Origin of the sequence: Necropsobacter massiliensis, assembly GCF_000827595.2 — a bacterium.
Lineage (GTDB): Bacteria > Pseudomonadota > Gammaproteobacteria > Enterobacterales > Pasteurellaceae > Necropsobacter > Necropsobacter massiliensis.
The window spans coordinates 224,747-245,680 of sequence record NZ_LN776189.1; the positions used below are offsets into that span (position 1 = coordinate 224,747).

The following is a 20,934-nucleotide window of genomic DNA, read 5'->3' on the forward strand; positions in this document are numbered from 1 at the left end:
TGGTTGAAACTTAAAGCCCGTTTAAGGCATTGATTAAACGGATTTCTTCAAATTGTGCCAGATCCTGCAAGAAAATCGACCGCACTTTGATTTTCTTTTCTGCCACTAATTTTGCTCGCTGAGTGCCCGCCAACAGCGGGCTGTCCGGGGTAAACCATTGTCCGCCGCGGCGAAAAATCAGATTGCCGATAGAACAGTCTGTCACTTTGCCTTGTTTGATGATCATGATTTCATCGCAGTCGCCTTTTTGTCGTAGCAGTTCGTCCAACCGACGGCGGTCGCTGTATTTCAGTCCGTACTCAATATCGTCGCAGATCACCGGCTGAAAAGTGCGATAGCGTTTACGCTGATAAGCAAAAGCGCGAATCTGATAGCTGTCCCGGTTATAATCAATTCGACAGCGGATTAAGGGCTCGTCCACCAAGGGTAAAAGTGCGCTGGATTTTTTGATAATTTCCGCAAGATCGAAGATGTTAGCTGCATTTTCGCCGTAAAATACCGCCAGCGAACGTTCATAGCGCAGCTGGTGGAATGCGAGATTGCCGATTTTGCCCTGTTCGATACACAACGTTTCAAATAAAGGATACATGCTCAAACCTTACGCAAAGGAACATCGACTTTTTCGAGCAATTCGCGGTATTCGGCATATGCATCGCTGTGGATGGTGATACCGCCGCCGCTGCGAAAGTAATAACGGTTTTGCCGGCGTTCAATAAAGCGGATTGCCACCGCACTTTGCAGGCTGTCGCCGTTGAAGATACCGAAGATGCCGGTGTAATAGCCGCGCGGTTGACCTTCTGCGCGACGGATAATGTCCACCGTTTTTTCTTTCGGTGCGCCGCTGATTGAACCGGCGGGCAGCAGTGCCGCCAGTAGCGAACCGATATTCGCCTGCCAGTTGTCTGCCAAATCGCCGCAAATTTCCGAACTGGTCTGCAAAATTGCGCCGTTTTCCCGGTGAATTTTCTCGACATAACGAAATCGGTTTACTTTAATGTTTTTTGCCACTATTGCGAGATCATTGCGCATTAAATCGACAATTGTGTAATGCTCGCGCAGTTCTTTTTGTGAATCCAGCAGCTGCCGTTCAGCATTGTGCAGCGCCGCGTTAATGGTGCCTTTCATCGGATAGGTATAAATTTTATTGTGTTCGATTTTCACAAAAGTTTCCGGTGAAAAGCAGACGAATTCGTCTTTAAACAATAACTTATACTTCGCTTCAGATTGCAGAAACAGCTGATTTAAATGGTAATTGATGTGGATTTCGGTCGGGTAAGTGAGATTCAGCAAATAAGAATTGCCGTTCTGCAATGCCTGATGAACGATATCGAAACCCCGGCGATAGTCGGCAAAGGGCATCGGCTGCATGCTCAGAGAAAAAGGCGATGCGGGTGGCGCCAGACGGTTGCATCGGTTGTTATGGGCGGCAATTTGAAAAGAAATGCCATGTTTTTCGGCTTGCTCAGGCGGACAGATAACGGGTTTTTGCCGTTCAAAGTCAATCAGAAAGAAAAAAGGCTGTTTGTTTGTGCCGAATTCATCAGCCTGACGGATAAAGTGATTTAATGGCATAGGCTCAGTTAATTTAGTAATATAAGCGCAATTTATTGGTTTGCGATTGTAGCCTAATACTCAAGATGAATACAAATTTATTGATTATCAATAATCACGATTCCTTTACTTATAATTTGGTGGAATTAATTCGCCGTTTGTCTGTGCCGTTTACGCTGGTGAATACGGAAGATGTGCGGCCCGAAACGATTGCGCCGTTCAGTCATATTCTGATTTCGCCGGGACCGGATGTACCGGAGGCTTACCCGCAGCTGTTCGCTGTGCTGGAACAGGGGTATCGGGATAAATCCGTTTTGGGCGTTTGCCTCGGGCATCAGACGTTGTGCCGTTTTTTCGGTGCCGAGTTGTATAATCTGCCGCAGGTGCGCCACGGTCAGACCAAAACGCTGCAAGTGCGGTCGGATTGCGCGTTGTTTCGTGGATTGCCAGCGCAGTTTCAGGTCGGGCTTTATCATTCTTGGGCGGTGGCGGACAAATATTTCCCGTCGGAACTGGTGGTAACGGCGGTCTGTGACGAGGATGTCATTATGGCGGTTCAGCATAGGTCGCTACCGCTTTATGGCGTGCAGTTTCATCCTGAATCTTATATGTCGGAATTCGGTTATCAGCTATTATCTAACTGGATAAAAAGTGGTAACTATTGATTTTGGTAATACTAATAGGATTTTTCTATTAAATCTATTATTTATACCCATTTTATTTGTAGGTCATTATTGCTTAATATATCTCCCGAACAAAACACATAAGGAGTGCATACGATGACAACAAATACTATCGGTTTAAATACCCATTCGGCAGAAAAACTGGCCGGCGAATTAAATAATCTATTAGCCACTTATCAGGTTTTTTATATGAATGTGCGCGGTTATCACTGGAATATTAAAGGCGTGAATTTCTTTGAACTGCATGCGAAATTTGAAGAAGTTTATAATGATTTAGTGGTGAAAGTCGATGAGATTGCAGAACGTATTCTGACATTGGGCTATACCCCGAGCAATGCGTTTAGCGAATATTTAACCAAGTCGCGGATTAAAGAAGATGTGGGCGCCAGTGCCGCACAGGCATGTTTAAACGGTACGTTGGCAGGTTTACAGACGTTATTGAAACAGCAGCGGGAAATTCTTACCGTCGCCGCAGACGCGGGCGATGAAGGAACCGCTTCGCAAATGAGCGATTATATTAAAGAACAGGAAAAATTGGTCTGGATGTTTGCCGCCGCTTGTGCAAGCTGCAATTAATAATTGATTAAAAAAAGCACCGCACTTTGAGCTTGTATCTAAAGTGCGGTTTATTTTTAGCTGATTTTCAGCAAATTAATATTTGCTGGCGTCGTAGCCGTAGTACGCGTTGGTGAGAATGACTTCCATATCCTGCACTAACGGCAAACGCGGGTTTGCCGGCGAGCATTGGTCTTCAAAGGCAAGCAGCGCAACATCGCGACGCGCATCCATCCAAACCTGTTCGTCCAGTCCCTGTTCTTTAAACGACATTTTCAGACCGACTTTGATCGCCAGATCATAACAGGCTTGGGCAAAGGATTTCACCCCTTCTTCCGGCGTTGCGCAAGGCAGCCCCAGCATGCGAGCGATTTCCTGATATTTCACGTCGGCTTTGTAATAATTATATTTCGGCCAAGTCGCGGTTTTTTGCGGACGGGTGCCGTTATAACGGATAACATGCGGCATCAGGATCGCATTGGTACGTCCGTGTGGAGTGTGGAAACGACCGCCGATTTTGTGCGCCAGCGAGTGATTCATACCTAAGAAGGCGTTGGCAAATGCCATCCCCGCCATAGTTGAGGCGTTGTGCATTTTTTCGCGCGCGTGTTCGTCTTTTTCTTTCACCGAACGTTCCAGATTTTCAAACACCAGCTTGATTGCCTGCAATGCCAAACCGTCGGTAAAGTCGTTTGCCAGTACGGACACATAGGCTTCGGTGGCATGCGTTAATACGTCCAAACCGGTATCTGCCGCCACATGTGCCGGAACGGTCATGACCAGTGCCGGGTCAACAATCGCCACGGTCGGAGTTAACGAGTAGTCGGCAATCGGATATTTTTTGTCGCCTTCAGTGATTACGGCAAACGGCGTAACTTCAGAACCGGTACCGGATGTGGTTGGGATACCGACAAAGCGCGCTTTACGCCCTAACTGCGGGAATTTAAACGCACGTTTACGAATATCCATGAATTTCTGTACTAAATCGCGGAAATCCACTTCCGGTTGTTCATAGAACAGCCACATGACTTTGGCAGCATCCATTGAGGAACCACCGCCGAGCGCGATAATGGTATCCGGTTTGTAGCTGCGGATTAATTCCACCCCGCGACGTACGGTTTCAATGCTCGGATCCGGCTCAACATCGGCAAATAACTGATAGGTAACATGATTGCCACGAGCGGTGATTTGTTTGGCGATTTTTTCTACGAAACCTAAATCGACCATAGTACGGTCGGTAACAATCACAACGCGTTCCATGCCTTTCATCGATTGCAGATATTGAATTGAGTCACGTTCAAAATAGATTTTTGAAGGCACTTTAAACCATTGCATATTATTTCTCCGTCTTCCCACACGTTTGATATTTAATAAATTCACCGCACTTACATTGTTGCCCACCGAGTTTTTACCGTAGGAGCCGCAACCTAATGTTAGAGAAGGGAGGAAGGAGTTATATACATCACCGATACCGCCGAAAGTTGACGGCGAATTCCAGATAACGCGAATGGCTTTAACCCGTTCGCCGTATGCTTTCGCCAGCTGTGCATCTTTGGTATGAATGGCGGCGGAGTGACCCAAACCGTTGAATTCCACCATCGCTTCCGCCAGATTCACGCCCTCATCAGTAGAGCGGGATTTCAGCAATGCCAGTACCGGAGAAAGTTTTTCACGGGTTAACGGTTCTTTTGGACCGACCTCTTTACATTCCGCCAGCAGAATATTGGTGTGTTCAGGCACTTCAAAACCCGCCTGTTGGGCGATCCAATGCGCCGGTTTACCTACCACATTGGCGTTTAATTTGGCGCCGGCGCAGTTTGCGCTGTTGGCTTTGGCGCCGAACATAAATTCTTCCAGCAGTCCTTTTTCTTTTTTGTTGACCAGATAAACACCGTAGGATTTCAATTCTTTGACGAATTCATCATACACTTCCTGATCTACAATCGCCGCTTGTTCGGAGGCGCACACCATACCGTTATCGAATGCTTTTGACATAACGATATCATGTACCGCCTGTTTGATGTCGGCCGATTTTTCCACATAAGCCGGAACGTTGCCCGCGCCGACGCCCAACGCCGGTTTACCGCAGGAATACGCCGCTTCCACCATTGCGTTACCGCCGGTGGCGAGAATTGTGGCGATGCCCGGATGTTTCATCAATGCGCCAGTGCCTTCCATCGACGGTTGTTCAATCCACTGAATACAGTTTTTCGGCGCTCCTGCCGCCACAGCCGCTTCATAAACGATGCGTGCCGCATGTGCGGAAGATTGCTGAGCGGACGGGTGGAAAGCGAAGACGATCGGGTTGCGGGTTTTTAAGGCGATTAAAGATTTGAAAATGGCGGTGGAAGTGGGGTTGGTAGTCGGTGTGATGCCGCAGATAACGCCCACTGGATCGGCGATTTCGGTGATGCCGGTCACATCGTCTTCGCTGATGATGCCGACGGTTTTCAGATTGCGCATATTGTTGACGACATATTCACAGGCAAACAGATTTTTTGTCGCCTTATCTTCGAATACACCGCGACCGGTTTCTTCGTAAGCGTGCATTGCCAAAATGCCGTGTTGATCCAGTGCCGCCACCGAAGCTTTCGCAACGATATAGTCCACTTGTTTCTGATCCAGCAGGCGGAATTCATCCAACGCCACTAAACCTTTCTCCACAAGCGCATTGACTTCCGCCTGAGCTGGGCTGACTGCATTTTCAACAGTGTTACTCATAATGATTTCTCCTAAAGTTTACAAATATAAAAAATTTTCCTGAACGAAATTATACTCAGTCGGAGGAAGTGATATCCAACAATTTAGCCAGAAAAAAGCTAAACTGTGATCTAGATCAAATTAGATAAAATCTCTTATTTAACAACTAATTAACATAAAGTAAACAATGAATTTTTCCTTCATGAAACCGCTATTTCATGCAGTGTAGAGTACAAATCGATTTCAAATTATCGGTGAAGTTTTAAGGAATTAAGTCAAATTGTGAAGAAAAACCCGAAAGAGAAAAGCAATACAGTTTATATTCATTTGGAGTGCGGTTTCACCTCGCAGGATATGTCCGACCACACAATTGCGGGCAAAAGTGCGGTCGGTTTTTTGGATTATTTTTCATACCAAATTGCATTAATATACAGCATTACTCTGCCGGCTGGAGTGGCAACGCTGACTTCGTCGTCAACCTGTTTGCCGATAAGCGCCCGGGCGACGGGGCTGTCGATGGAAATCCAGTTTTTAGCGGGGTCGAATTCGTCGCAGCCGACGATGCGGTAGCGATGCTGTTCGCCCTCTTCGTTTTCCAGCATGACCCATGCGCCGAAAAACACTTTGCCCTCCTGTTTCGGGTTGTAATCCACAATTTGCAACACCTCCAGTCGTTTGGTCAGAAAACGTACGCGCCGGTCGATCTCGCGCAGGCGGCGTTTGCCATAAATATATTCTGCATTTTCGCTGCGATCACCGAGCGCCGCAGCGTCGGAAACGGCTTGGGTCACTTTCGGGCGTTCCTCTTTCCACAGCAATTTTAATTCTTGATCTAAGGCGTTCCAGCCCGCACGGGTAATATAGTTTGATTTAGCCATATTGAATAAATTGTCCGATTTAGTTCGCGAATTTGATGAATTTTCCAATAACTATTTGAGCGTAATGTATAAAAACAGTATCCTATACAAATTTCACTTTAATAATCAACAATTATAACGATGTTAAATCAACAAATTTCACAGATTATTGCCGCCGAACTTGCGGTACACCCTCAACAAATTCTGGCGGCTATGCAGTTGCTGGATGACGGCAACACCATTCCGTTTATTGCGCGTTATCGCAAAGAGGCGACCGGCGCGCTGGACGACACCCAGCTGCGCCATTTTGAAACCCGTCTGATTTACTTGCGTGAGCTGGAAGAGCGCCGCCACAGCATTTTGAAATCCATTGAGGAGCAGGGCAAACTCAGCGCTGAATTGCGCGAAAAAATTGCCGTGGTGCAAAGCAAAACCGAGCTGGAAGATTTATATTTGCCGTATAAACCGAAACGCCGCACCAAAGGGCAAATTGCCATTGAAGCGGGCATTGAACCGCTGGCGGATTTATTGTGGCATGAACCGCAGCATGAACCGGAGCAGGCGGCAGCGGCATATGTCGATGCGGATAAAGGCTTTGCCGATGAGAAAGCGGTGTTGGACGGCGCGCGTTATATTTTAATGGAACGCTTTGCCGAAGACGCGCAATTACTGGCGAAAGTACGTGCTTATTTACAGCAAAGTGCGGTCATTATTTCGCGCGTTTTGGAAGGCAAAGCACAGGAAGGAGAAAAATTCCGCGATTATTTCGAACATCAGGAATTGTTGCGTAACGTGCCGTCGCACCGCGCCTTGGCGATGTTTCGCGGGCGCAATGAAGGCGTGTTGCAATTAAGTTTGAACGCCGATCCCGAGCAGGAAGACGGCGCGCGCCACAGCTATTGCGAGGAGCTTATCCGCGAGCATTTGGGTGTGCGTTTTACTAATCAAGCGGCGGATAAATGGCGCGCGCAGGTGATCAGCTGGACGTGGCGGATTAAAGTTTCCCTGCATTTAGAAACGGAATTGATGAGCGCGCTGCGTGAGCGGGCGGAAGACGAGGCGATTGACGTTTTTGCGCGTAATTTGACCGCACTTTTAATGGCGGCACCGGCAGGCGCGAAACATACCATGGGGCTTGATCCGGGGCTGCGTACCGGGGTGAAAGTGGCGGTGGTGGATAACACCGGTAAATTGCTGGCAACCGATACGGTGTATCCGCACACCGGGCAGACCGAGCGCGCCATGCTTACTCTGTATCAGCTGATTAAACGGCATAACGTGGAATTGATCGCCATCGGCAACGGTACGGCGTCACGCGAAACGGAGCGTTTTGCCAAAGAGGTGATTAAACAGCTTGATGACAACAAACCGCAAACCGTGGTGGTGAGCGAGGCGGGCGCGTCGGTATATTCCGCTTCCGAACTGGCAGCGCAGGAATTCCCGACGCTCGATGTTTCGTTGCGCGGTGCGGTGTCGATTGCGCGTCGTTTGCAAGATCCGCTGGCGGAACTGGTGAAAATCGAACCGAAAGCCATCGGTGTGGGACAATATCAGCACGATGTTAATCAAAGCCAGCTGGCACGTAAATTGGATGCCGTGGTAGAAGACTGTGTTAACGCCGTAGGAGTGGATCTGAATACCGCTTCCGCGCCGTTATTGGCGCGGGTTGCCGGAATGACGAAAACACTGGCGCAGAATATCGTTGCCTATCGTGATGAAAATGGGCGTTTTGACAGCCGCGAACAGCTGAAAAACGTGCCACGTTTAGGACCGAAAGCGTTCGAACAATGCGCCGGTTTTATGCGTATCGCGCAGGGCAAAAATCCGTTGGACGCTTCTGGCGTGCATCCGGAGGCTTATCCGGTGGTAGAAAAAATTCTGCGTGCCACTGAGCAGTCTATTCAGGATTTAATGGGTAATGCCAGCGCAGTGCACAGACTGGATGCCAAACAATTTATTGATGAGCAATTCGGCTTGCCGACGGTGCAGGATATTTTCAAAGAGCTGGAAAAACCGGGGCGTGACCCGCGCGGCGAATTCAAAACGGCCAGTTTTATGGACGGCGTAGAAGACATCGGCGATCTGAAAGCGGGGATGATTTTGGAAGGCACCGTGACCAATGTGACCAATTTCGGTGCTTTCGTGGATATCGGCGTACATCAGGACGGCTTGGTGCATATTTCTTCCCTGTCGGATAAATTTGTGGACGACCCGCATCAGGTGGTGAAAACCGGTGATATCGTCAAAGTGAAAGTATTGGAGGTGGATGTGGCGCGTAAACGGATTGCATTGACTATGCGTTTGGACGAAAGTGCGGTCAAAAATACGCCGAAATCCGACCGCACTTTATCCGCCAAAGGACGCGGCGATAACCGCGAGTCGCGCAATAACCGTGCAAATCCGCACAGCAACGGCGCTATGAGCAATGCTTTTGCCGACGCGTTGAAAAACTGGAAAAAATAAAGGGATAATAATATGACAAAAAATACATTTGTGGTCGGCTTTATGCTATTTGCCATTTTCTTTGGCGCCGGGAACCTGATTTTTCCGCCCAAATTGGGGTTTGAAAGCGGCAGTGCGTTTTGGCCTTCAATCAGCGGTTTTGTGCTGACCGGTATCGGGCTGCCGTTGCTCGGGATTATTGTCAGCGCGTTTTATAAAGGCGGTTATAAAGATGCGTTGAAACAGATTCATCCGTTATTTTCACTGGTTTTTCTGGTGGCGATTTACCTGTCTATTGGTCCTTTTTTTGCCGGTCCGCGTACCGGTGCGACAGCGTATGAAATTGCGATTGTGCCTTTTGTTGGTGAGCCGGGCGTGTGGTCAAAATTTCTGTTTTGTCTGATCTATTTCGCTTTAACTTTGTGGCTGAGCTTAAATCCGTCCAAAATGGTGGATCGCATCGGTGCCGTGCTCACTCCGGTGCTGCTGCTTTCTATTATTGCGTTGGTGATCAAAGCCTATTTGATGTTAAACGGCAGCGCCCCCGCTTATGTGCAGCCGGAGGATAACGCCTCGTTCTTTAACGGGATTATTAACGGTTATTTCACTATGGACGCCTTGGCGTCTATCGCTTTTTCGGTGATTGTGATTAATGCGATTCGGGCGAAGACCACCAATCATACGTCACTGCAAAAACAGACCATTCAGGCGGGGGTTATCGCTGCCATTGCCTTGGGCGTGATTTATGTGTCGCTCGGCTGGATCGGCAACCATTTAACCTTGGATGCGACGCAGCTGGAGACATTGGCGGTGAAAAATCAGGATTTGGGCACTTATATTCTGAACAATGCGACGGCAATGGCATTTGGTGAGCTGGGGCGTACTTTGCTCGGCGTGATTGTGTCGCTTGCTTGTTTAACCACAGCGGTCGGGCTGGCGGTGTCGGTAAGTGAGTATTTTAATGAAATATATCCTAAAATTTCTTACCGCACTTATGTGATTTTATTTTGTCTGATCAGTTTTGCCATTGCCAATTTGGGGCTGAAAGAAGTCATCAGCAAATCTCTGCCAGTACTGCTGATATTGTATCCGATTGCGATGACGGTAATTTTATTGTTGCTGATTAACTTGTTCTTGCCACTGCCGTTGCTGGCACACCGTCTTTCGCTGGGGCTGGTTTCGGTAATCTCGATTTTATCTGTTATCGGCATTGAGCAGGTAGAATTTATTGAGCAGCTGCCGTTGAAATCCTATTCGATGGAATGGCTGCCGTTTGCCGCAATTGGGCTGATTATCGGCTATTTATTGCAGGGCATGCGTAAGAAAACTAAACGGGTTGTGCGTTAGCCGGCAGAAAAATAAAAAATAGCTTAATGTCTTTGCGACATTAAGCTATTGATTTTTTATCGTGTGGTTAATTTTGTTTTCGTCATCCCCGACCACATTATCGTCAGCAGCACGAGTGCGGCTGCGACGGATAACATGGCGCCGATGATTTCAACAAATAACAATCCTTCGAATACGGGCTTAGAGATGATATTACTGAACTGTGTCAGAATAAAATGAAAAATATACATCCAAAGCCCCCATGTCGCTAAGTCCATTAGCAGTGTTTTTGTCTTTACCTTCCAGTGTAATTGCTGACTTTTGTTAATAATCATTAAGTGCTGTAATTGAAGTGGTGACATTTAAACTCCTCTGTCAGGACTAATCCAAACGGCAAGTTTGGATTTATTTCTAAAGATCGCTTTTGGTATGCCCAAAAGCAGCGTAACTGTATTCAGTAACCAATAAGCCCATGGATACCAAATACAGGAAATCGCATAACGGATTAATCCTTTCTCATAACGGCTGTCAATATAAATGCTGCAAATACATTGCATGATAAAGGTAAGAAATAAGACCGAAATATTGGTTTTCAGGAACATGATGTCGATTGGCAAAGGATTTCCCGTTGCGAATTTATATAACGCCGTCAGGCTGAGGCTCAGCAATAAAATTGCCCAAGCGGCGGTGGTGAAATATTCAATATACATCGGCCATAAGCGGCGGTTTCTCAAGCGCCAAACGCGCGGAAAATATTTGATGATGACTTCCGCGCCACCTTGCGCCCAGCGTAAGCGCTGTTTGAACAGCCCGTGCAGGCTTTCCGGCATCAATACCCAGCACAATGCTCGCGGTTCGTAGTAAATATCGTAGCCCGAGGTTTGCAGTTTCCAGCTGACGTCAATATCTTCGGTAATCATATTGGTGCTCCAGCCACCGATTTGCCGCATGGCGTCTTTCCGAAATAAACAGCATACGCCGGATACGGTAAAAATGGTGCCCATTAGACTTTGCGCCCGTTTAATCAAGCCGATGATGGAACTGAATTCCGACACCTGTAGGCGACCGAGTACCGTGCTGCGGTTACGCACGCGGGGATTGCCGGTTACTGCGCCGTATTTCGGGTTGTTTTCCAGTGCGCTGACCATATATCCGAGCGCGGAATAATCCAGTATGGCGTCGCCGTCAATGCAGGCGACATATTTTCCTCGCGCAATGCTCAGTGCGTTATTTAGTGCGCTTGCTTTGCCAGCGTTTTCTTGGTGCAGTGGCACGATTCTGGCGTCGGTTTGCGCCCATTTATCGATGATTTCGCCGGTGTCGTCTTTGCTGCCGTCATTAATAAAAATTAATTCATAGTTGGGATAGTTAAGTTTTAATAAGTGCGGTATGGATTCATCCAGATTTTCCGCTTCGTTATAACAAGGGATCATGACGCTGACCATCGGCGCTTGTTGCGGCGTTAAGGTGCGGAAGTTCATTTTCCGTTTCTTCCTTTCGATAAAAAGAAAGTAAATCATGCCGGCGGCAGACCAATAAAAAGCCATAACTGCCGGGTAGCTGAACACGAATAATCCGAGTATTTCGAGTAGCATTGCAGGTTCCTTAACGGTTATTTGGTTAACTCTTTATTCACCGACATATAGGGTTTCATTTTGTTAATATCCGGTTTATTCGTTAGAAAATTGTCCGGATAATAACCGAAGCTGTCTATGCCTTGCTGTTCCAGTAAGGTAATCCAATGGATTAATTCTTTAACGTCGATATCTTGCCGTGTGCGCCAGTTCACCGACTGAAATTCAAATAACACCTTGTTGAGATTGACGTTTGTGGCTTTAACCTGGGTAATTAATCGTTTAAACCAATCATACGCCTGCGCTTTAGAAATCGACTGTTCGTTTTCCATATAGGGCATCGCCATAATGGCAGTGGTATCGTAATGTTCGGTGAATGCCACAAAGTTTTGGGCAAACCACGCTTCGGCTTCTGGATTGGTAATCAGTGAGGCGTAAATGTTACGCGCGGTTTTGATATTTTCTCTGCCGTTCCAGAAATAAGGCGCCAGCGCTGCTTTCAATTCATCTGTGAAGTGAATTAAATCCATCGTTTTGCTATTGTTATGCGCTGTTTGCGGCGCGGCGGGATTGCCTTCAAAATCGGTTAAAAAGGCGTCGTCATGAAAGAGAATGCCGTTGAATTTGGCGTGAAATGCCAGATCCTGATAGATCGATTTGATCACCTCTTTATTTTGCTGATTGTACGGCGACAATCTGAGGTAGTGGGCATCGGACGGTCGGTTCGTTCTTGCATCGGTGACATACTGATAGCGCTTGTTTGATTGACGTAAATCGAACGCCAGCACCGGCATCCACGCATAGACTTTAACCCCAGCACGGGTGCTCAGCTGCCAAGCTACTCGGCTGAATAAATCCGCTTTGACCGGCAAATATTTATTCGGAAAATATAATGCTTCGGCGACTCCGTTGCCGTCTTGATCGGCAAAGGCTTGCAAATACACAGTGGTGATGCCGTAGTTATGAATGCGTTCGATGAGATCATCGAAGTTTTTCTGTTGCTGCGCGGGATTCGGATCATAAAGGTAGTCCAAATCAACGTGCACGACACGTTGAATATGACTTTCCTGTTCTTTATTTTGCAGATATTCCGCAATAGTGCCGATGTCCGTTTCCGCATCTAGTAGTAAACGACCCACATATTTATCACCGGCGCGGTTGATTTTCTTACCGTTTAGAGAAAAATAATGAGTAAAACCGGCTTGTGCGGCAATATCGACCGCGGTTTCGTTAAACTGTCCGTAAGGCCAGACCATTACCCGCGGCGCTTTACCTGCGCCCGTTTTAATGGCGTTAGATGACAGTGTGAAGTCATTCGATAACCGGGATTTGTATTGTGCCGGTGTTTCATATCGACCGTTTTTATAGACCGGGGCGATCACCGCCGGTAACGAACTGCCCGCCGGGTTTGCATTGACGCCGTGGTGCAAATTATGAGTATGCGAGGCAATTTCGACCAAACCGCTTTGTTGCATTTCTCTGACTTGTTGCCAATTGGTAAATGCCGAGCGCGCCAATTTTGTGTTGCCGTATGCAATCGTCGACCCGGCGGGAGCGTTCAACCAACTGGTGACCGGAGCGAAAACTGCCGCATAATTATAGGCTTTCAGTAATGGAAAGATGACGCTGTACATAGTTTCGTAACCGTCATCAAAACTGAGTAGTACCGCATTGTCTGGTAAGTCGGCAATGCCGTTTTCGGCGTCGATGATCTGCTGCCAGCTGACAATGTGATAACCGTTGTTTTTCAACCAGTTGAAATGGTTGATCAGCATTGTCGCCGGAATGGTTTGCGGAAGATAAAATTTTTCTTGCTGCGCCGCGCTTTCATCTATCACGGAATGATATGCCAGCACGCGATATTCGTTGTTTTTCGCTTGCACGCCGAGAGCCGTTAATGACAGGCAGATGATAGTGAATGCCTGATAAATTTTTTGCCAAAACATGTGATAAGTTCCCGTAAACTAAAAATAAATGGAAAAATTCAGGTTTGCGAAATTATTGAATTCCGCCTCGCCGTCGTAGATGTTTTTCTTACGTCCGATTTCATAACTGATACCGGCTTTTTTGCCGATACGCCATTCGTGCCCATAGCTAACGGACCATGAGTTTTCACCCGCCTCATTGCTTTGACTATAGTGTCCTGCGCCGGCTTTGAGATGGTGAGTTAATATCAACGCATAATCCATGGGTTGGAGGTAGCTCAGATCCGCGCCGAATTCAATATTGCGGCTGTGCGCCGGGTTGTAATAGGCGGCTGACGGAATTTCATCGTTCTTTTGATAATCAAAACGAACACTGTTATTTAATGTCCAACGATCACGTTTATAGGTTTCCATATTTGCCCATAGGAACAGCGAACGGCGCCGATTACCGTCATCAAATTTCATGAGATTGGCACCGCCTCCCAGTTGCAAACGATCGCTGTAAGTGTATTGCGCGCTGAACGTGAAATCTTTGCTATAAATATCCTGATTAATCGCCTTAAGCGGCGTGCCACTGCCGTTTAAATTGCCGCTGAGACTAAAACGCCAGTTGTCGTTAACAGTGTAGTCGGTGCTCAGGGACAAGTAGGCTTTGTGGTTTAATCGCGTTCCTTTACCGGCTTCAAGATTGAATTCAATCGGATATAAATTCACTATTGCACCGGCACCGATGCGTTGTTGTTTTAAGTTTTTCTCCGTGGTCGGCGAATTGTTTTCGAAATAATGTACGTAAGCCTGATGACCGTTTCGGGTTTTTCCCGAATACAGATAATAGTCCTGTGTAATTTCATTGCTTTGCCCGTCTTTTGGGAAAGTTTTGTGCTGAATGCCGAAAGAACCGGTCAGCCTCGGGGCGCTTAATAAGGCATAGCGTTCGAGTAGATCGGCGGTATTTTCTTTATCTTGCGGCGAGAAATGCTCAATGATTTCGCTGGCATGTTTCCAATCACCACGGTCAAGTAGAATATTCGCCTGTAGTGAGCGGTAAAATGCCTGATCCTGCGGACGTAAAAACCGAGCGGCTCGGTTAGTCAGCGCCATCGCATCGTCGTAGTGATAACGCGAACGCTCAATGTCGCTTAACGCCAGCATTGTCCAAGGATCGCCCGGCGTTTTATCGCGCAAACGAACTCGCAGTAATTCAGCGGCTTGTGGATTGTTTCCGCGCCATTGCAGGAGATTTACCCGAGCAAAAAACAGCGTATCGTAGTGATTGTTAGCGATACGATAATTGTGAGTGTAGTCGTTGACAAAAGGCGGTTCGTTAATTTGATTTAAATATGCCTCGGCCAATTGAAAATCTCCGGCATCACTTGCGGCATTCACCAGCTTAAACAGCAATGCGCTGCGAACCTGTCGGTTGGTTTGGCGTTCTTGTCGTTCCAGTTGCTGATAAATCACCAACGCTCGAAACGGCGAACCGCTGCGCAATAAGCTGTCAGCGTAAGCCTCGTTCACATAAGCCGGAAGCGGTGTGCCGGCGGCGGATAATGCCTCATAATCGGTTGCAACCTGTTTTGCATTGTGCAGCCGTGCAGCCAGCACCAAACGATCCTGCAATGCTTGCCGATAAAGTGCGGTGGATTTTTGCTGCGTTTCAAGCACTTCACTTAAGCGTTGGTAAGATTGACTCAGTTGTTGTTTTGACGTACCGTTGCCGCGGCTTAAATCGACACTTTCGGCGTATTCCAGCCAAGCGCGATCTTTAGCGCTGAACAGGGTCGGATACGCCGTTTCGATCCGACGTTGCAACGGATAGAGATGATATTGGGCGGCGAGCCGATAGAGTTTTACGGCGAGATCATGATTATCCGGCCGCTGTGCCAGCTCTTTTTGCCAGCGTCCCAGTTTGCTGATATCCGATTCCGTGTGATCGGCCAGATAATTGATTGCCTCCCGATAGCCGGTATCTTCACCGAATTTGTGGCGGTATAACGCCAGATAGTTTTTAGCTGGCGAATATTGTTCCAACTCCGTCGCCACCAGTGCGCTGCCCAGTAAACCGTTTGGATTGGACGGAAATTTTGTGCGCAGCCGTGAATAGAATGCCAACGATTGCGAAAACTGCTTTTCATTACGCGCCGCTCTGGCGAGATTTTCCAGTTCATTGGCGGAAAAAGTCTGCACATCGCATTGCGGACATACATTTAATGCGCCTTTGAAATTTCCTTGTCGCATTAATAAGGCAATCAGGTCATCGCGCACTTTGAGGTCTTTGCTGGCGCGATAAAGTTGCTGAAGCTGATGAATCGCCCGGTCTAATTGCGCATCGCCTTGTCTGGATAATATAACGATATCTTCACGCTGTTTATCCATCGAAGATAATGGCGCGGCGAGTGAATTCGTTATTTTAAAGCAAGCCAGACACGAGAGCGTTAATAAACTGACTCTAACGTTAAATTTATTCATAGTTTAAATAAGATAATAAAATGGTTAATAATTTATAAGCGTGTTTGTTAGGATTTAAAATAAATTTTAAATTCTATCCCTTGTATAAATAAAACCGTTTATATGTGACAAAAGCGCATTTAAGCTTTATATCGGCGGTCTGATATCAATGTAGTTTTAATATGTTAATACTCAATTTTATTAATGACTGACTGGTATCAGTTGTTTTTTTTTTGACTGATTTTTAGACTAATTCGGACTAAGGTTCAAACTGCGATTGTTTGATTTAAATACTGCCAAATCGTATAACGCTATTTTAGCGTCAAGTTTTGCTGTTTTTGTAAGCAAATGTAAAGCTGCGTAAGTGCGGTGAAAATTTATGTTAATTAATTGAGGTGATTGTGTTAAAGCCATGTTTCTGTTGGAGTGGATTATTCATGTTTTTTTTAAATAATAGCTGCATTATTATGATGACTAGTTTTTAATATAATTAATTCAATCGATTATCAAGATTTTATGGAGTGTTTCTATTGTTTTTAAATAAAGTAATTATAAATAGGTAGAAAAATAAATATCTATGAAAAATGAAAGGGTGTTTTTTTAGGGGGTTGAATAAAATAATATGTAATATATTCGTCTGCTACAATATTATTAATGCGAATAGGTAATATTGAAATAAAAATTATTTATTTAGAATAATGATGTTAATTTGGCGAATGAATATTAATCCGTAATGATTCGACAGCAAATATGTAATATGAAGAAAAAACGGTCGCCAAGCATGTAGCGGCCGTTTTAAGTACTCAGGTATTTAATTGTGGCGTTTAGCTATTCCTCATCCTTTTCCCATTCCAGTGCCCGTTTGACCGCTTTTTTCCAGCCTTTATAGCGACGCGTGCGTTTTTCTTCGTTACCGTCCGGAATAAAGGTTTTTTCCACTTCCGCTTTATTGCGCAGTTCGTCGAGATCTTTCCAGAAACCGGTTGCCAAACCGGCAAGATAAGCGGCGCCCAGTGCGGTAACTTCTTTCACGACTGGACGTTCTACCTTGGTAGCGAGAATATCCGCTTGGAATTGCATCAGGAAATTGTTGGCAGTGGCTCCGCCGTCAACTCGCAACGATTGCAGTTCGGTACCGGAGTCGGATTGCATCGCTTCCAGCACGTCACGGGTCTGGTAAGCGATAGATTCCAAGGTAGCGCGCACAATATGATTACGGTTGGCACCGCGCGATAAGCCTAGGATTGCACCGCGTGCGTAAGGATCCCAATAAGGCGCGCCCAAGCCGGTGAACGCCGGAACCACATATACGCCGTTGCAATCCGGTACTTTCTGGGCGAAATATTCACTGTCATAACTGTCATGCACGATTTTCAGTTCGTCACGTAGCCATTGAATAGAGGCGCCGCCCATAAAAATAGAACCTTCCAGTGCATAAGCCGGTTCACCTTTCGCGTTGCAGGCAATGGTGGTTAACAGCCCGTTTTGCGATTGTACCGCTTTATCGCCGGTGTGCATTAACATAAAACAACCTGTACCGTAGGTGTTTTTCGCCTGTCCGGCATTAACGCACAGATGACCGTATAACGCCGCCTGTTGGTCGCCGGCGATACCTGCCACCGGAATACGGACGCCGCCTTTACCGCCGATATTGGTTTGCCCGTAGATTTCGGACGAATTGCGCACTTCAGGCAGCATTGAACGCGGAATATCCAGAATTTCCAGCATTTTGTCGTCCCATTGCTTAGTGTGGATATTAAACAGCATAGTGCGAGAGGCATTGGTATAGTCGGTCACATGAACGCGTCCTTGAGTCAGCTTCCATACCAGCCACGTATCCACCGTGCCGAACAGCAATTCGCCGCGTTCCGCTTTTGCTCTTGCGCCTTCCACATTATCCAAAATCCATTTTACTTTTGTGCCGGAGAAATACGGATCTACCACCAGCCCGGTAGTTTTGCGGATATAGTCTTCATAGCCGTCCGCTTTTAGTTTATCGGTAATATCCGCGGTACGCCGGCATTGCCACACAATCGCGTTATACACCGGTTTTCCGCTCTCTTTTTCCCACACGATAGTGGTTTCACGCTGATTGGTGATCCCGATTGCGGCGATGGTATCGGAAGAAATCCCGGCTTTGGCGACGACTTCATTTAGGGTTGAACTTTGCGTTGCCCAGATTTCCATCGGATTATGCTCCACCCAGCCGGCTTGCGGATAAATCTGGGTGAATTCGCGTTGTGCGATTTCCACCACGTTGGCGTTATGATCAAGCAATACAGCTCTTGAACTGGTTGTTCCTTGATCTAACGCAATAATATATTTTTTCTCTGTCATAACAAATTCCCCTGTGTGATTTTACTGCAATTATGGATAATCTACCCCGAATCGCACCTTAATCCTTAATTTAAGAGTAAATTTAATTTTGAGCTAAAACGAACAAATTACCCGGCTAATGTATTCAAAAACACTCAATATGAAAATAAGCAAATTCAAAATATTTGAACTCGCTCAAAAAATTTTTTCATTCGGAGAGTAATAATTTGATCCGCCTCACATTTATTCCGCCTATGCGATATAGTACAGTAGCGTAATTATATCAAGAAGTTAATATACCTTATTAATTGCAAAAAATGTGATATGCCTAGCAAATTAAGAAAAAACCTTATGAATACTATTGAATTAATTCTTTTTGCTTCGATAATGCTCATTGCACCGGTAAGAGGTTTAAAAAGAATATTATTTTGGATGAAAACGAACAATTACATTCGCCTCATCACCTTGTGAGTTGTGATGAAGCTATATCTTAAATATATTAATTAAGGAGACTCTCTTATGAACGCATATCTTGCCGAATTTCTGGGAACTGCGCTACTCGTACTAATGGGTAATGGTGTGGTGGCGAATGTCTGTCTGAATAAAACCAAGGGTAACAGTTCGGGTTGGATTGTGATTACTACAGCGTGGGCATTTGCCGTTTATGTGGCGGTGGTTGTCACCGGGCCGTACAGCGGCGCCCATTTAAATCCGGCGGTCACACTGGGGCTGGCACTGCACGGCAGTTTTGCTTGGGCGATGGTGCCGGGCTATATCGCCGCGCAGATTGTCGGCGGTGTGCTGGGTGGCTTGATCGTTTATCTATTCTATATTGATCATTTTGCTGCAACCGCAGAGGAAGGTGCCAAACGTGCCTGTTTTTGTACGGAACCGGCTATTCGCCGCTATCCGAGTAATCTTTTCAGTGAAATTATCGGTACTGTCGTGTTGGTCTCGGTGATTTTCTATATTACCGCAGGTTCTATCAGCCTGCCGGGGACGGAAATGGAAACACCGATCGGTTTGGGTTCTATCGGTGCGTTGCCGGTGGCGATTTTAGTATGGGCGATCGGTTTAAGTTTGGGTGGGACTACCGGTTATGCCATTAATCCGGCGCGTGACCTTGGTCCGCGTATTGCGCTGGGTTTTTTAAGCCGCAAGCTGAACACATCGCCGGATTGGGCTTATGCTTGGGTGCCGGTTGTCGGACCTTGTATCGGTGCGGCGGTTGCCGCGCTGGGCTATGCGCTGGTGATGGGCTAAACCCATAAAAGTGCGGTTGTTTTTTGCATAGTTTGAAAACAAGAAGGCTTCCGGGAGGAAGCCTTCTTATTGGCGTAAGATTATTTGCGGGATTTCAGGAATTGTACGCCGGTATCCGGAAAGTCAGTGAAAACACCGGTTGAGCCTGCTTTAAACAAGGCGTCATACATTTGATTTACATTGTTGAAAAACGGCGGTAAGGCATCTTTGCGTACTGTATAAGGATGCAGTTCCAACCCGGCACCGGCAAGTTCGGCGACTAACGGCGTATAGCGAATTGTGCCGCTTTTAGAGGCTTTTTCATCAATCAGCATATACCAGCCGGGGCCGACACCGTCGGCGTAGTTGGCGATTTCCGCCATGGCGCCCGGTTTAAACATCCAGTCATAATCGTAGTTCACCCATTGTCCCTGCGCATTTTTTTCTTCGCTTTCATGCCAGTCCGTATAGGCGATAAGCTGTACCAGTTTAATGTCCATCCCCAATTGCGGCAGCAGCTGCGTTTTTATTCGTTTCAATTCATTAAAATCAAATGTTTGCAGATAAACGCGATCGGATTTGTGAGTATAACCATATTTTTTCAGCACGTTCAGGGTTGCCAGCGCAATATCCTTGCCTTCCCGGTGATGCAGCCAAGGTGCTTTAATTTCAGGATAAATCCCGATTTTCCGCCCGCTGGATTGTTCCAACCCTTGAATGAATTCAATTTCGTCTTCAAAGGTATGAATCTTGAAATGGGATTTCCACATCGGGAAACGGTTCGGATAAACCTGCACCTGTTTGCCGTTTTCAGTTTTGAAATTTTCCGTCATATTCAGCGACTGAATTTCCTTTAACGTGAAATCCATTACATAATAACGTCCATCCTGACGGTGGCGATGCGGAAATTTTTGCGCCACATCGGTTAAACCGTCCAGAAAATGATCGTGAATCACTACAAGATGGTTGTCTTTGGTCATCGCCAGATCCTGTTCCAGATAATCGGCGTGTTGACCAAATGCCAGCGCTTTGCTTTCCAATGTGTGTTCGGGTAAATAACCGCTGGCGCCGCGGTGGGCGATAATCAATTTATTTTGATTATCCGCCCTGTCGGTCGTAACTGAATGATGGCAGGCGGTAAGCAAAGATAAGGCAATCAGCCCACTAAGCAGTTTGAGTTTCATTAGGTTCTCCTTTTTGCGTGATTGGATTGATTAAAAAGTGCGGTTGAAAATTGCAGCGTTTTTGGGCTTGTTTTTGCAACCGATTAAAGAAAAAGGAAGAACGTTGCCGCTCTTCCTTTATGTACGCTCGG

At 46.5% G+C, this 20,934-nt stretch carries 15 protein-coding genes; 5 read left to right on the forward strand and 10 right to left on the reverse strand.

The annotated features are described in order from the left end of the window. Positions 1-10: 10 nt before the first annotated feature. Together BN3349_RS09770 and BN3349_RS09775 are read right to left on the reverse strand one after the other, a co-directional pair. Positions 11-589, reverse strand: a complete 579-nt coding sequence (locus BN3349_RS09770; RefSeq protein WP_040977104.1) for an aminotransferase class IV family protein — start codon at positions 587-589, stop codon at positions 11-13. A 2-nt stretch (positions 590-591) separates the two neighbouring features. Then, a complete protein-coding gene (locus BN3349_RS09775; protein WP_040977106.1) occupies positions 592-1,572 on the reverse strand; it encodes an aminodeoxychorismate synthase component I in 981 nt (326 codons plus the stop codon). Positions 1,573-1,637: 65 nt separating this feature from the next. On the opposite strand from BN3349_RS09775, the gene BN3349_RS09780 reads away from it, so the two are divergent. Both BN3349_RS09780 and BN3349_RS09785 read left to right on the forward strand, forming a co-directional pair. After that, positions 1,638-2,216: an anthranilate synthase component II gene (locus BN3349_RS09780; protein ID WP_040977108.1), complete on the forward strand. Its 579-nt coding sequence runs from the start codon at positions 1,638-1,640 to the stop codon at positions 2,214-2,216. 114 nt (positions 2,217-2,330) lie between these two features. After that, complete coding sequence (locus tag BN3349_RS09785) at positions 2,331-2,810, forward strand: Dps family protein (RefSeq protein ID WP_040977109.1); 480 nt, start codon at positions 2,331-2,333, stop codon at positions 2,808-2,810. 75 nt (positions 2,811-2,885) lie between these two features. Here the strand turns inward: BN3349_RS09785 and adhE are convergent, their stop codons facing one another. Both adhE and greB read right to left on the reverse strand, forming a co-directional pair. Next, positions 2,886-5,510: a bifunctional acetaldehyde-CoA/alcohol dehydrogenase gene (gene adhE / locus BN3349_RS09790; protein WP_040977111.1), complete on the reverse strand. Its 2,625-nt coding sequence runs from the start codon at positions 5,508-5,510 to the stop codon at positions 2,886-2,888. Positions 5,511-5,890: 380 nt separating this feature from the next. Then, a complete protein-coding gene (gene greB / locus BN3349_RS09795; protein WP_040977112.1) occupies positions 5,891-6,367 on the reverse strand; it encodes a transcription elongation factor GreB in 477 nt (158 codons plus the stop codon). 120 nt (positions 6,368-6,487) lie between these two features. On the opposite strand from greB, the gene BN3349_RS09800 reads away from it, so the two are divergent. After that, a complete protein-coding gene (locus BN3349_RS09800; protein WP_040977113.1) occupies positions 6,488-8,809 on the forward strand; it encodes a Tex family protein in 2,322 nt (773 codons plus the stop codon). A gap of 12 nt (positions 8,810-8,821) precedes the next feature. Further along, entirely contained in the window at positions 8,822-10,135 is a 1,314-nt protein-coding gene (gene brnQ / locus BN3349_RS09805; RefSeq protein ID WP_040977115.1) for a branched-chain amino acid transport system II carrier protein, read from the forward strand. A gap of 56 nt (positions 10,136-10,191) precedes the next feature. Here the strand turns inward: brnQ and BN3349_RS09810 are convergent, their stop codons facing one another. The 5 genes from BN3349_RS09810 to glpK all read right to left on the reverse strand — a co-directional run bounded on the left by BN3349_RS09810 (position 10,192) and on the right by glpK (position 18,398). Continuing rightward, on the reverse strand, positions 10,192-10,476 hold the full coding sequence (locus BN3349_RS09810) for a hypothetical protein (protein WP_040977117.1): 285 nt from the start codon (positions 10,474-10,476) through the stop codon (positions 10,192-10,194). Continuing rightward, the gene (gene pgaC, locus BN3349_RS09815) at positions 10,477-11,709 is read right to left on the reverse strand and encodes a poly-beta-1,6-N-acetyl-D-glucosamine synthase (RefSeq protein WP_040977118.1); all 1,233 of its coding nucleotides are present in this window, start codon (positions 11,707-11,709) and stop codon (positions 10,477-10,479) included. 17 nt (positions 11,710-11,726) lie between these two features. Next, the gene (pgaB, locus tag BN3349_RS09820; RefSeq protein ID WP_040977120.1) at positions 11,727-13,634 is read right to left on the reverse strand and encodes a poly-beta-1,6-N-acetyl-D-glucosamine N-deacetylase PgaB; all 1,908 of its coding nucleotides are present in this window, start codon (positions 13,632-13,634) and stop codon (positions 11,727-11,729) included. Between the two features lie 18 nt (positions 13,635-13,652). Then, on the reverse strand, positions 13,653-16,082 hold the full coding sequence (gene pgaA, locus BN3349_RS09825) for a poly-beta-1,6 N-acetyl-D-glucosamine export porin PgaA (protein ID WP_040977121.1): 2,430 nt from the start codon (positions 16,080-16,082) through the stop codon (positions 13,653-13,655). 807 nt (positions 16,083-16,889) lie between these two features. Continuing rightward, a complete protein-coding gene (glpK, locus tag BN3349_RS09830; RefSeq protein WP_040977122.1) occupies positions 16,890-18,398 on the reverse strand; it encodes a glycerol kinase GlpK in 1,509 nt (502 codons plus the stop codon). 498 nt (positions 18,399-18,896) lie between these two features. On the opposite strand from glpK, the gene BN3349_RS09835 reads away from it, so the two are divergent. Then, on the forward strand, positions 18,897-19,640 hold the full coding sequence (locus BN3349_RS09835; RefSeq protein WP_040977124.1) for an MIP/aquaporin family protein: 744 nt from the start codon (positions 18,897-18,899) through the stop codon (positions 19,638-19,640). An 80-nt stretch (positions 19,641-19,720) separates the two neighbouring features. On the opposite strand, the gene glpQ is transcribed toward BN3349_RS09835, so the two are convergent. Then, positions 19,721-20,803, reverse strand: a complete 1,083-nt coding sequence (gene glpQ, locus BN3349_RS09840; protein WP_040977125.1) for a glycerophosphodiester phosphodiesterase — start codon at positions 20,801-20,803, stop codon at positions 19,721-19,723. Positions 20,804-20,934: the final 131 nt, after the last annotated feature.